At 61.3% G+C, this 12,861-nt stretch carries 11 protein-coding genes and 1 pseudogene; 5 read left to right on the top strand and 7 right to left on the bottom strand.

Annotated elements, in window-relative coordinates; all coding sequences use genetic code 11:
* Positions 1 to 41: 41 nt before the first annotated feature.
* The 5 genes from KIP88_RS22740 to KIP88_RS22720 form a co-directional block, all read right to left on the bottom strand.
* Complete coding sequence (locus tag KIP88_RS22740) at positions 42 to 1,187, bottom strand: FAD-dependent oxidoreductase (protein ID WP_214490218.1); 1,146 nt, start codon at positions 1,185 to 1,187, stop codon at positions 42 to 44.
* Positions 1,188 to 1,365: 178 nt separating this feature from the next.
* The gene (locus tag KIP88_RS22735; protein WP_214490217.1) at positions 1,366 to 2,544 is read right to left on the bottom strand and encodes a patatin-like phospholipase family protein; all 1,179 of its coding nucleotides are present in this window, start codon (positions 2,542 to 2,544) and stop codon (positions 1,366 to 1,368) included.
* Positions 2,545 to 2,718: 174 nt separating this feature from the next.
* Positions 2,719 to 4,047, bottom strand: a complete 1,329-nt coding sequence (locus KIP88_RS22730) for an ATP-binding protein (protein WP_214490216.1) — start codon at positions 4,045 to 4,047, stop codon at positions 2,719 to 2,721.
* A complete protein-coding gene (locus KIP88_RS22725; RefSeq protein WP_214490215.1) occupies positions 4,044 to 4,982 on the bottom strand; it encodes a HAMP domain-containing protein in 939 nt (312 codons plus the stop codon). The genes KIP88_RS22730 and KIP88_RS22725 overlap by 4 nt, the downstream gene beginning before the upstream one ends.
* Positions 4,979 to 5,722, bottom strand: a complete 744-nt coding sequence (locus KIP88_RS22720; protein WP_308163625.1) for a response regulator — start codon at positions 5,720 to 5,722, stop codon at positions 4,979 to 4,981. Before KIP88_RS22720 ends, KIP88_RS22725 begins: the two co-directional genes overlap by 4 nt.
* A 2,281-nt stretch (positions 5,723 to 8,003) precedes the next feature.
* Between KIP88_RS22720 and tgt the strand changes: the two genes are divergently transcribed.
* Positions 8,004 to 9,137 carry a tRNA guanosine(34) transglycosylase Tgt gene (gene tgt, locus KIP88_RS22715; RefSeq protein WP_214490214.1) on the top strand — a complete coding sequence of 378 codons (1,134 nt, stop codon included), beginning with the start codon at positions 8,004 to 8,006 and terminating at the stop codon, positions 9,135 to 9,137.
* Here the strand turns inward: tgt and KIP88_RS22710 are convergent.
* Positions 9,134 to 10,393: an MFS transporter gene (locus KIP88_RS22710; protein ID WP_214490213.1), complete on the bottom strand. Its 1,260-nt coding sequence runs from the start codon at positions 10,391 to 10,393 to the stop codon at positions 9,134 to 9,136. The two genes, tgt and KIP88_RS22710, sit on opposite strands and share 4 nt — an antisense overlap.
* Before the next feature lie 55 nt (positions 10,394 to 10,448).
* Here KIP88_RS22710 and KIP88_RS48240 point away from each other — a divergent pair.
* Together KIP88_RS48240 and KIP88_RS48235 are read left to right on the top strand one after the other, a co-directional pair.
* Positions 10,449 to 10,691, top strand: a pseudogene (locus KIP88_RS48240) (Ada metal-binding domain-containing protein); the annotation flags it as partial.
* Positions 10,692 to 10,736: 45 nt separating this feature from the next.
* Positions 10,737 to 11,060, top strand: a complete 324-nt coding sequence (locus tag KIP88_RS48235; RefSeq protein WP_308163626.1) for a helix-turn-helix transcriptional regulator — start codon at positions 10,737 to 10,739, stop codon at positions 11,058 to 11,060.
* A gap of 72 nt (positions 11,061 to 11,132) precedes the next feature.
* On the opposite strand, the gene KIP88_RS22700 is transcribed toward KIP88_RS48235, so the two are convergent.
* Positions 11,133 to 11,348 (bottom strand): hypothetical protein, encoded by a 216-nt coding sequence (locus KIP88_RS22700; RefSeq protein WP_108515848.1) that lies wholly within the window; start codon positions 11,346 to 11,348, stop codon positions 11,133 to 11,135.
* A 233-nt stretch (positions 11,349 to 11,581) separates the two neighbouring features.
* On the opposite strand from KIP88_RS22700, the gene cysK reads away from it, so the two are divergent.
* Together cysK and KIP88_RS22690 are read left to right on the top strand one after the other, a co-directional pair.
* Positions 11,582 to 12,559 (top strand): cysteine synthase A, encoded by a 978-nt coding sequence (gene cysK, locus KIP88_RS22695; protein WP_249790944.1) that lies wholly within the window; start codon positions 11,582 to 11,584, stop codon positions 12,557 to 12,559.
* A 2-nt stretch (positions 12,560 to 12,561) separates the two neighbouring features.
* Positions 12,562 to 12,801: a BrnA antitoxin family protein gene (locus KIP88_RS22690; RefSeq protein WP_214490211.1), complete on the top strand. Its 240-nt coding sequence runs from the start codon at positions 12,562 to 12,564 to the stop codon at positions 12,799 to 12,801.
* The last annotated feature ends 60 nt before the right edge of the window (positions 12,802 to 12,861 follow it).

The raw sequence follows: 12,861 nt of genomic DNA, 5'->3' as shown, positions 1-12,861 counted from the left end.
TACCGTCAACGGTTTGGGGACGAAGGTGAACTCGCGCTCTTTCAGGGTGCGAGCTTTGCCGTGACCTCACCGAGCAGCGCCATGCCACCTAACCGACCCAATTCGTCCGAACATTTCGCGCTCTTGCCGTAGCAGCCGAATGCCACCGCTACGCGCTCCGAAAGCGGTCCGATGCAGGGCAGGTCCTTGTCGCCATAGGTGGTCATGCAAGGCACGACACGGCGTTCTTCGAACTTGAGGTCGCGAATACGGTCAAGGATCTGCTTTTGAAGCCCATCAGCAACGTCAATCGATCCGCCCGATTTGAACCAGTCCTTGATATCCGCCTCGCTTTCGAGCGGAAGATCGACCGGATCACCGCCGAGCTTTAACCAGGTTTGGCCGTCCGGATAGGGGATTGGCGGCAGAATATAGGGATTGTCACCCTTGGGCCCGATACAACGCATCGACGGCATCCCGGCTAAGCGTTGAACCTCCGCCGCACCAAGCCGAAACATCGCCACGGTACGCGCATAGACCGTGAAACCCAATGATTGACCGAGCAGCGATTGGGTATACCCGCCTGCCGCAACGAGAACACGCTCGGCGTCGACACCGCCCGATCTCGTCCGGATCGTCACACCAGAACCGCTCTCCGAAATCCCCAAAGCAGGTTCATCGATGATCCGAGCCCCGGCGCGCTCCGCCGCGATCGTCTGCGCCCGGACCAGGCGGCGCGGGCTGATGTGTCCGGCATTCCGCGGCTCGAAATACCCAAGCATTCCCGCCGTTGATCTCAGAAACGGAAATCGTTCCGCGAGCCTCGTATCACTATACGCTTCACAAAGGATCTCGGCCTCAGCGGTGATTTTACCAACCGATGTGACGTTCGGGTTTTCGGAACGGCCAACGTGCAGCACCCCAACTTCCCGGTAGAACTCCACACCGCTTTCCGCTGAAATCTCGTCGTAGCGCGAAATTGCAGCGCAGTTCATTTGCACCCAAAATGGCTCCGGATCGAACCTCCGCGTGATGCGGCCCTCATCGTAGTGGCTTCCAAAGACGCCGCTATGGCGCGAATAATCTGCCGGCTCATCGGGCCCGATCAGTGCAACATCATGGCCCATTTTGGACAAATGCCGCGCAGCCGGCGACCCGATCAGACCACGTCCGATCACCGCAAGTTTGATCGCTTTATTAGCGCTCACGATTAACTCCTGCGCCTTGCTGGCATAAGCAGCATGAAATCCACCATGTCAGAACCGCTACCCTTGCTGGCCAGGGCATTGGGTCACGCCAAACGCCTTATCTATATTTCCGATACTTTTCGAGGCCATTGTCTTTCGGCACTACGGAAGAATGAAACGCCAAATGCGCCTGCGTGGCTCACGGAAGCGTCGAGGTCCAGGCGCGGCCCGATGCAGCCTTCTCATAGCCATACTGATAAAGGGCGCGCATATAGGCGGTGTCGAATCCCTCTGAGGCCGACGCGGGATAGTCGCGCTCAATGTAGGACAGATGGAAGCCCCACCGATTGCGCTTGGCGAAATCGTAGGTCGAGAAGATGACCGAGCGCGTCTGGGACTGGGTGATCGACGACAGGCTGCGTGAGGCGACATCGATCGTGCTGTTGGACACGAGCTCAAAAGTTCGTTCGAGCTTCTTGTTGACGAGGATGTAGATGTTCATCCGGCTGTTTCCGGGCAGACGTCCCTGGAACAGCAGGGCATCCGGCAGCGTCAGCACCGGAGCGGTCACGCCGCCGTCGACATGCATCTCCTCAAAGCGCCGGCCCTGGCCCTCGGCTTCGATCAGGATCGGCGGGAAGACCAGGGGGATGCTGGCGGAGGCCGCCATCACGTCGCGAAACAGGCGCAGCGCCTCCGGCGAACCGATTGCGGCGATTTTCCCCATGTCCCAAACGACCGTGCGTTGGGTGTCGAGATCGGTCGTCACCACGAGCAGTTTTCGGCCCTTGGCATTTTCGCGTGCAACGGCTTCCAGGATTTCCGGCCCGACATAGCGGGCCACCAGCTCGCGCAGTCGCTTGTTGCCAAACAGGCCGGATCCGAAGAGCACGCGGATGATGCTGGGATCATTGAGCAGGCTCTCCGCTATGCCGCTGGTGTAGACCTCCCTCAGCGTGTCGTCGTATTGGGAGCCGAGAAACGCAAAAGGCGCAATCAGGCCGCCGGTGCTCACGCCTGAGACGACCGAGAAGGCCGGACGGGTGCCGGCCGCGGTCCAGCCGTTCAACACGCCCACGCCATAGGCGCCATCGGCGCCGCCGCCGGAGAGCGCGAGGTAGGTCCTGGTTGACGAGAGGTCGTCTTTCTCGAAACGGAATTTTGTGACGGGTTCATCAGTGTAGCGCCGCAGGCCGTCGATATCGAGCACGCGCGAGCTATTGGCATCCGCGGCGCTGTAGGGCGTGCGCGGAAGGGATGTGCAGGCCGCCAGCGCGAGGCTGCACAGCAGGACGGCTGACCTGAGCAGGCGTGAGCCTGTCCTCTTGGCCCGGCTGTCGGAGAGGATGGATCCAGTCAGGAAAGAGAGGGAGGGCATTCGCCGTCAGTCACCGTACACGCACTTGCCGCCGCCGGCCTCATCGCCAGCGGTGTTCCGTGCCCCGTTCATAAAACTATACGGTATCGTTTTGTTTAACAAGTGGGAGCTTCTCGTCGGTTCAATTGTGTCCGGCGTGGGACACGGGCTGCTCCGGTCAGAGTCATCGTATTGTCATCTCAAGAATTCGAGGCGCGCTTCCAATCCGCCGCCGTCGCGATTGGCGAGCGTGAGCGTCCCGCGAAGCGCGCTGGCAAGTTGTTGGGCGATGGCAAGGCCAAGTCCGGTGCCGCCGGTTTCGCGATTGCGCGAAGCCTCGACCCGATAAAACGGCAGGAATACCGACTTCAGATGCTCGTCGGGAATACCGGGGCCCCGGTCCGATACGGTGATCGTGATGCGGTTCGACCGTTGCGCATCGATGGCGACTTCGACATCCTCGCCGAATTTCAGCCCGTTATCGATCAAGTTGATCATGATGCGGCGCAAGGCCTGCGGGTGGGTGAGAATCGTCACACCGCGTTCTCCGGAAAATCGAAGAGATTCTCCGGCGTCCGAATAGTCGCAGACGAGGCTGTCGATAAGCGCATGCAGGTCGGTCTGGCACCGCTGCCCGGCGATCTCGTCGCGTCCGCGGGCCAGGGCAAGACCCTGCTTGACGAGCGTCTGCATTTCCTCCAGATCGCCCTGCAGCTTTTCCTTGGCGTCGCTGTCACCGAGGAAATCCGCGCGTAGCCGCATGCGCGTGATCGGAGTCTGAAGGCGGCGTGAGATTCCCGCCAGAATCTGGATCCGTTCCACAGCCTGCTCGGCAATGCGCCGCTGCATGGCGTTGAACGCGGTAGCGGCGCGCGCCACTTCCTTCGGACCATCCTCCGGCAGCGGCTCACCGCGCAAATCCGAGCCCAGGCTGTTGGCCGCTTGCTCGAGGCGCGCCAGCGGTTGCGTCGCGAGCTTCACGGCAACCCAGGTGAAGAATGCGAGAAGACAGAGTTGAACGGCGAGCGCCGTGGGCAGCCAGAGCGAAATGATCGTCCTCTGTCCAAGGAATTCGAGCCTCAGCGGGCTGCCGTCCTTCAGATGAATGAGCCAGCCCAGTCGCCGTCGATTCAGTGGATCGAGATAGAAGACCGACTTCGCGTCGTGGCCGTCCCCCATCATAGCCCTCAAACGCGCCAGGTTCTCTTGTCGTCGTCTGGGTGGCGCCGCTTCGATCTCTCCCTCGTCTCTGAGAGCGTATCGATAGGTAGGTCGGGCGAGGCGGTCGAGCCATGCGGGTCTTTCTTCGGGCTTGACCCGGTCGAGAATGGCCACCGCCATCGCGACCCATCTTATGAAATAGTCACGCGACACCTCGTCGCTGGGGCCAAAGACATTGAGGGCGACCAGACCAAAGGATAGCACATGTGCAGCGAGGAGACCGACGAACAGGATGATCGCCAGCCGGCGGAACAGTGAGTCCGGCCAAAGACGCGCCGTCATATGCCGAAACCGGGCGCTCATGACGGCTCCCGCGATGCTTCGACGGCGACATGCGCGGCGGATGGCGGACCGATGTCGTTGTACTCCCGCACCACGGCAAGCCCCTGCTTGACGAGCGCCTGCATCTCCTGCAGGTCGCACTGCAGCTTTTCCTTGGCGTCGCTGTCACCCAGGAAATCAGCACGCAGCCGCATGCGCGTGATCGGAGTCTGAAGATCGTGCGAGATCGCCGCCAGAATCTGGATTCGTTCCGCGACCTGCTCGGCAATGCGTCGCTGCATGGCGTTGAATGCGGTAGCGGCGCGCGCCACTTCCTGCGGACCATCCTCCGGGAGCGGCTCGCCGCGCAAATCCGAGCCCAGGCTGTTGGCCGCGCGCTCGAGGCGAGCCAACGGTTGCGTCGCGAGCTTTACGGCGACCCAGACGAAGAGTGCAATAATACAGAGTTGAACCGCGAGCGCCGCCGGCAACCAGAGCGAAACGATTTTCCTCGGCGGAAAGATCTCGAGCGTCAGCGGGCTGCCGTCCTTCAGGTGAATGAGTATGCCCCGTCGCAATCGCGTCGGTGGATCGAAGTGGACAAAGTTCGCGTCGTGGGCGGGCCCCAGCACGGCCCGCAAACGCGCGATGTTCGCTTGTAGCCGTTTGGATGATGGTTGCGCTTCTATCTCTCCCCCATCTCCGAGAACGTACCGCCAATTGAGTCGAGAGATGCGGTCGAGCCAGGCGGGTCTCTCTTCAGGCTCGACGTAGTCGAGGATAGCGACCGCGTCCGCGATGTCTACAGCAGCAAATTTATTCCCCAGTTCGTCCTCGATGGCGAGGCGGTCAAGGGCAATCAAAACGAAAGCCAGCACATGTGCCGCCACAAGGCCGGATAACAGGATCATAGTTAGTCGGCCGAACAGTGTGTCCGGCCAAAGACGCTCCGCCATGCGCCGAAAATGCGCGTTCATGACGGCTCCGGCAATGCCTCGACGGCGGCTGCAAAAACATAGCCTTCGCTGCGCACCGTCTTGATGTAGGACGGCTCCCGGGCGTCTTCGCGCAATCGCTGGCGAAGGCGGCTGACAAGAAGGTCTATCGACCGATCGAAGACTTCGGCCTCACGGCCTTGCGTCAGGTTGAGCAGTTGATCGCGATTGAGGACATGTTGAGGGTGATCGAGAAACACGCGCAACAGTCGGTATTCGGCGCCGCTCAACGAGACCACGGTCTCGTCGGCATCGACCAGGAAACGCCCGACCGTATCGAGCTTCCATTCGCCGAACCGAAGGAGGCGGGCTTTCTCCGATGCCGCAAGGTTGCGGGGCAGCATCTCGGCCCTGCGCAAAACGGAGCGGATTCGTGCGAGCAACTCGCGCGGTGCAAACGGCTTCGTGAGATAGTCGTCCGCCCCCATTTCAAGGCCCACGATGCGGTCTGCTTCGTCGCCGCGCGCCGTCAGCATCAGGATTGGAATGTCATAGGGTTGATTCGCGCGCAAGTTGCGGCAGAGCGTGAGGCCGTCGTCCCCCGGCAGCATGAGGTCGAGGACGATCAGATCGACCCGGCGGTTTGCGAGAACCTCGCGCATCTGCCGGCCGTTGGCCACCGTTGTTACCCGATAGCCGTGGCCGGCAAAGTATCGGTCCAGCAGCTCGCGCAAACCCGGGTCATCGTCGACAACGAGATGTGGTCCGAATTCCCCATACACGCCAGAGTACCCAACCGCGAGGCAACCGACACTCCCATTTTGTAACATAATGTATCGTCCTGGCGACCCGACATGGAAAGTTTCAAAACGGGCACACGCGGAAATTCGCGAGATACATCGAACGCTTCCAGTGATGTTTTCTTCCTGTGGCCATGCCGGTGCCGATACCGAGCCCCCAAAATTTACATCCGATACCCAGCCAAGTCGGTCTGGAAGCACAGTCGTGTGGAGATGGATCGGGGGTAATGGGACTTGCGAAATGTGGTTGGCTCGTCGAGGTTCGCTTGAGGCCGGAACGGGAGCCTGATCCCAGATTCTTTGCGGTTGGAACGCTTGAGGTTGGTGACGCGGAAGAGGCCATCCTGCGCTATCCGGGTATCGTTCGGGAAGACAAAAGGACCGCCCAGCGACCCCTTTCCGACAAGGAGATCGCGTGCCTCAGACTGAGAGTGGATAGCGTGAGGCCGTATATTCTGTGTCCTCCTCGTGTATGATGCCGCAAGCTCCTTCTCGATCGACGTTGCCAGTCCGGTCGATAGATTCGGAGCGGGCTAGAAGCGCTCGTCTGCTTACATGAGCCGCCGGGCGTTTCGCCGCCGTCGCGTCCATGATCCGCTTGCCCGGCCGTCGGCCATCCACGACCGTTGCGCCGTGTTACCCGCGGGCAAATCGACGATGAAAATGTGGTCCGGATTTCCCATACACGCCAGAGTACCCAACCGCCGAGGCAAGCGACATCCTATTTTGTAACGTAATGTATCGTCCTGCCGGCCCGACATAGAAAATTTCAAAACGGACACGCGCGGAAATTCGCGAGATACATTGAACACTTCCAGTGATGCTTCTCTTCCTTCCGCACCGGGACGGCGTTTATTTCCGGATTTGGGAGAACAAGTCATGAGAATGTCATCGAGCCTTGTCGCGCCCTCAGCTGTCGCGATCCTGTCAGCTTCGTTATTGTGCGGCCTAAGCGGCACGGCAGCCTCGCAAACCACGCCAAGCTCCACGCTTCCCAGCGTCACGGTCACGGCGCCGGAGCAAAAGGCGAGACCGCCACAGAGGCAGCAGCGGGCGGCAAACACCGGTGCAGGTCCCCGGAGAGGGCTGGCCACCCGGACGACGGCTCAAACAGCGGGAGGGACGCCGTCGGCTGCGCGGGGGCCTGTCATGGTGAAGCTTGCCCGGCTCAAGAGAGAGGCCAGCAGTTGCAACGATGGTTGCGAGTCAAGCTTCAAACGCGGCAAGGACCCTTGGGTTGGATGCAGCGAATCGACGGGATGGAACTCAGTTTTCTCAGCAACCTGCAAAGACACACTCACTCACAGGGACTACGTGCAATGCGTAGAAACCAAAATGTTCCTGGGCTGGGACCAACGACGATCCTGGTGGTATTGCAACGGCATGCTGGCTGGGGGAAAATTTCGGGTCACCGCAGAGAATCGAAACAGGTAGCGTATGCGTATCAACGCTCAATAGCGGACAGCTGAACCCGGTCCGTCATGATTTGGGAGAACGAGTTATGAGAATGTCATCGAGCCTTGTCGCGCCCTCAGCTGTCGCTCTCCTGTCGACCGTATTGCTGAACGGCACGGCAGTCGCGCAAACCGCAACAGGCTCCACCAACCAGCTTCCCGGCATCACGGTCGTGGCGCCGAAGCAGGTCGCAAGGCCGGTGGCAAGACCACAGAGGCAGGCGCCGCCGGTGGCAAACACGGTTGCAGCTCGCCCGACATCGCCAGCCGCTCAAACGCCACCGACATCAGCTCAAAAGCCGGCCCCCGGTTCAGTGATGGCGAGGATTGCCGCGATTGAGAAGACTTCCAGCAGTTGCACCGACGGCTGCCAAACAAGCTTCAAACACGGCAACCAACCGTGGAACGGATGCTCCGGGTCATCAGGGGATTTTACGTTATCGACAACCTGCAGAAACGTAGGCAACTACAAAACCTACCAGGAGTGCAGGGAAACCGGAATGTTTCTGGCTTGGAGACAATGGGAGGTCTGGTGGTATTGCAGCAGCCTGCACGCCGGGGGCAAGCTTTCCGGGGAGAAGCTTCAGGTCGCCGATTTCAAGCGATCAGGACGTCGCTAGTCCATACCGCCGCCGACCTTCGCTTTCCCCACAATCGCAACCGTAATATCGCGCCGCAACAACTGAGGTAAAGTGCCGAGTTTTATCCAACAGCAAGGGAGCCCGAGTGCTTCCGTGTTGGGCACCAAGCGTCAGATTTCATCCACTGGGCGGTTGATTGGCCGTTCTTGGCACGCAATAAGCAGCGCCATGAGTCTGCCCAATCATTTCGAGTTGCTCGCCGCCGACGGCAATGCCCGCACCGGGCGCCTGACGACGCCGCATGGCGTGGTGCGCACGCCGGCCTTCATGCCGGTCGGCACCGCCGGCGCGATGAAGGGCATGCACTGGCGCGAGGTGCGCGATGCCGGCGCCGATATCGTGCTCGGCAACACCTATCATCTGATGCTGCGGCCGGGCGCCGAGCGGATCGCAGCGCTCGGGGGCCTGCAGACCTTCACCGGCTGGAACGGCCCGATGCTGACGGACTCCGGCGGCTTCCAGGTGATGTCGCTGTCGGACCTGCGCAAGGTGAGCGAGAAGGCCGTGACCTTCCGTTCGCATATCGACGGCGCCAAGGTCGAGCTGTCGCCCGAGCGTTCGATCGAGGTGCAGCGGCTGCTCGGCGCCGACATCGCCATGCAGATGGACGAGTGCGTGCGGCTGCCGGCCGGACGCGACGACATCGAGCGCGCGATGCGGCTGTCGCTGCGCTGGGCCGAGCGCAGCAAGCGGGCGTTCGAGAGCGCGCCTGATGGCTACATGCTGTTCGGCATCGTGCAGGGAGGCGACATTCCCGAGATGCGCCACATCAGCGCGCGCGAGCTGGTCGAGATCGATTTCCACGGCTATGCGATCGGCGGACTTGCGGTCGGCGAGCCGCAGGCGGTGATGCTGGCGATGGTCGAGGAAACCGCGCCGGCGCTGCCGGCGGATCGCCCGCGCTATCTGATGGGCGTCGGCACACCCGAGGACCTGCTGGAATCCGTGGCGCGCGGCATCGATATGTTCGATTGCGTGATGCCGACCCGCAACGGCCGCCACGGCATGGCGTTCACCCGCTTCGGCCAGATCAATCTGCGCAACGCCCGTCATGCCGACGATCCGCGGCCGCTCGACGAGGAAAGCGAATGGCCCTCGACGCGCGACATCTCGCGCGCCTATCTGCATCATCTGGTCAGGTCGGGGGAGACGCTGGGCGCGATGCTGCTGTCGGAAATCAACGTCGCGTATTACCAGCACCTGATGCAGGGCATCCGCGCGGCGATCGCTGGCGGGACGTTCGAGACATTCCGAAAGCAAACGCGCGCCGGTTGGGCGAAGGGCGATATACCGCCGCGCTAGGGTGAAGTCGCCGGAGCGCGTGTGGACCTCCGGCCAAGCAGGATAATTACGGCTGCCAGAAGCTGGATCAGGGCAATGAGCGCGAACGGCAACTGATAATTCGCTGTCGTGTCCCGCATCGCGCCAATGATTGCGGGTGCGAATGCAAATACTCCCTGGTTGATCGCAATAATCAGCGCCACGGCAGTGGCGACATCCTCGCGTTCGAATTCCTTCTGGACGATCAATGGCGGGAGCGAGGTCAGATTGCCGATTCCGAGACCGAACAGAACGCACCCAAGCGTGAGACCCACCGGTCCGCTGCCGAAAATCAACAACAGGACACCGACGATCTGCACGGCAAAGTTGGCGGCAGCCGCGAGCCGGCGATCATGCCCGCCAATCCACTTGCCGGCCGCTGTCCGGCCAATGACGGCGCATACCGTTGCCAGGCTGACAAGAAACCCGGCATGCTCAATTCCAAGCTCCGGCGAAAGACGAGCCACCAGATGGGCCAGCAGGCCGATTTGCGCGAAGAGTCCGAGCGAGAAAGCTGCCGAAATCGTGATGAAGCGCCAGGATCGAACGATCTCGATGCGGGTCCGTCTCGGCGTCGGTCTTGCTTCCGCCTGATGCGATGCGTCGCCGTCTGGCGCCAGCCCCATGTCTTCGGGAGCCATGTCTTCGGGAGCCATATCTTCGGGAGCCTTGGCCAAGAACCTGACGCTGAGGTATCCGACCATGGCGACCATGCAGCCGCCGACCAGAAGTGCTGCGGATGGGAATCCGATCGATCGTATCAGGCTGACCCACATCGGCACGAACAGCACGCCGCCGACGCTGGCGCCATTGAACGCAAGTGCGATCGCGATTGGCCGGTCGCGATCGAACCATCTTGCCACGATGGCATTCAGTGCCGCGCCGCTCGTCATGGCCCAACCGGCCCCGCTTGGGATTGCCGCGACGAACAACTGCCACGACTCGCGTGAGCTGGACCACAAGATCAGCCCAGCCGCCGTGAGCACCGCGCCCAGGAACGTCGTTTTGGCGATTCCAACCCCGTGATGAATCTCCGGCAAGCAGGCGATGACGATCGCGCTGAGCAGGAAGTGGGCGGTGATGGCCATTGAAATCTGCGAGATGGGCCAGCCTCGCATTTCGTGCAGCGATTGAAGAAACACCGAGGGACCATAGAAGCCAGTGCCCCAGGCAAACACGGCGATCGCGAACGCTGACCAGGCAACCGACCATCCAAAGAACCGGCGCGCGGCGACCATTGTTTCCATGCTCCCGAAACATAAGATGGCTGCGACGTAACATCGGGAGTGTGCGATGGCTCGCCGCAAACGGACTCGGTCGTCGGCAAGGAGCGTTGGCAATCTGGACGTAGCAGCCTGCGAGAGGGCGCGCGTCAGCCGCGATCGACGATTTGACGGTCAGTTCTTCTCAGGTGTCAGGACAACGCGCATCTACTGTCGTCCGGTCTGCCCGGTTCGCCCCGCGAAGGCGGAAAACGTGACATTTTATCCGTCGGCAGCGGCGGCGGAGCGCGCAGGATTTCGGCCGTGTCTGCGTTGCCGGCCAGAGACGGCGCCATTCTCTCCGGCATGGAAGGGCTCATTGGCGACCGTCGAACGTGCGGTCCGGCTGATCAGTGAAGGCACACTCGATCGCGCGCCTGTTGAAGTGCTCGCGTCCAGCCTCGGGGTGGGGGCACGACATCTGTCCCGATTATTCGACAAGCATCTCGGTGCCAGCCCCGGTCAGATTGCCAGGACGGCACGCGTGCAGCGGGCGAAGCGACTTTTAGATGATACCAAATTGCCGATGATCGAGATTGCGTTGCTGGCGGGCTTCCGCAGCCTGCGCCGATTCAATGCGGTCTTTGCAGAGGTGTACAAGCGTCCCCCGACCGAAATTCGGCGGGCGCAGCGGAACGGATAGAAATTTCAGGACCAAAACAAACGCGCGCCGAACGGGCGCGCGGTGACATTGCTATACGATAGAGCTCACAGCTCAATTACAGGCGAACCTCTTGACCGAATGCTTGGTCACGAAGCCGTAACCGCAGGTGTCGCAGGTCCAGAGATAGCTGATCACGTTGTCGTTGAGGTAGGCGGAAGCTTCCGCTGCCACCATGGTGTCAGCGCACACAGGGCACGTCGGCAGATCGCACCCGCGCGGATCGGGCTTATACGCTACGGTCGACAGGATTTCAGCAATAGCTGGCATGTGACCTCCTTACGATCCGCACCTCTGGCTCAACTCACTACCAAAGTATAGTCCGAAATCTTTGACGTTGTCGCAACACAAATGCGTTGATTTCGCGATATTTAGTGACGTTCTTGTTTTGCATTGCAGCGAACTCGTCGCCGCGGCAATTCCGGCTTGCGCATTGAGGCGGCCGCCTCCTAAGTAAGGACAATCGCCAATTCCCCGCACATGATCGTTACAGGAGTGTTGAGATGGATGCGTCACCAGCCGCGAGTGCAGTGCAACGTCCGGGGCGGGGGCGGGTTTTCGACTCCATCGTCGATGCGATCGGCGACACCCCGATCGTCCGCTTGCGCAAATTGCCGGAGGCGCATGGTGTTAGCGCAACCATCCTGGCCAAGCTCGAATATTTCAATCCCGCCGCGAGCGTCAAAGACCGCATTGGCGCGGCGATGGTGATTGCGATGGAGAAGGCCGGCGTGATCAATGCCGACACCGTGCTGATCGAGCCGACATCAGGCAATACCGGCATTGCGCTCGCCTTTGTCGCGGCCTCGCGCGGCTACCGGCTGAAACTGGTGATGCCGGAGTCGATGTCGATCGAGCGGCGCAAGATGCTGGCCTTCCTCGGCGCCGAGATCATCCTGACGCCGGCAGCCCAGGGCATGAAGGGTTCGATCGCGACCGCGGAGGAACTGGTACGCACCACGCCCAACGCGGTAATGCCGCAACAGTTCAAGAACCTCGCCAACCCCGAAATTCACCGCCGCACCACGGCGGAAGAGATCTGGAACGATACCGGCGGCAACATCGATTTCTTCGTCGCAGGCGTCGGCACCGGCGGCACCATCACCGGCGTCGGTCAGGTGCTGAAGCCGCGCAAGCCGTCATTGCGGGTGGTCGCCGTCGAGCCGGAAGAAAGCCCGGTGCTGTCGGGCGGGCAGCATACGCCGCACAAGATTCAGGGCATCGGCGCCGGCTTCGTTCCAGACATCCTGGATCGTTCGGTCATTGACGAGATCGTCAAGGTCAACGGCCCGACGGCGATCGAAATGTCGCGCGCACTGGCGCGCATGGAAGGCATCCCCGGCGGCATTTCCTCGGGCGCTGCGATCGCGGCGGCACTCGAGATCGGCAAAAGGCCCGAGAGCGTCGGCAAGACCATCCTGGCGATCGTGCCGTCTTTCTCCGAGCGCTATTTGTCAACCGCACTGTTTGAAGGAATCTAGCGATGGCGGACCAGCCGCGGCGGCCGAGAACCCTGAACGACGCGCGCACCGAGGCCGAGGCCGCGTTCAAGCGCACCACCACCAAGGTGGCGGAAGCGCCGCCGAAGACGCCCCGGCTTCCCGGCGTGAGGGAACTGGTCTCGCTGCGGATCGATCAGGATGTGCTGGAATATTTCCAGGAAGGCGGCCCCGGCTGGCAGGACCGCATCAACGAGGCATTGCGAAAGGCCGCGGGCAAATAGATCGCCGCTAGCACGCATCTTGATTTAACGAAGCGCAGAATGAAAAAGGCCCGGGATGAA

This window comes from Bradyrhizobium sp. SRL28 (assembly GCF_018596315.1).
Taxonomy (GTDB): domain Bacteria; phylum Pseudomonadota; class Alphaproteobacteria; order Rhizobiales; family Xanthobacteraceae; genus Bradyrhizobium.
Note: the sequence above shows the minus strand (reverse complement) of the source record. Positions and strands in the feature narration are given on the sequence as shown.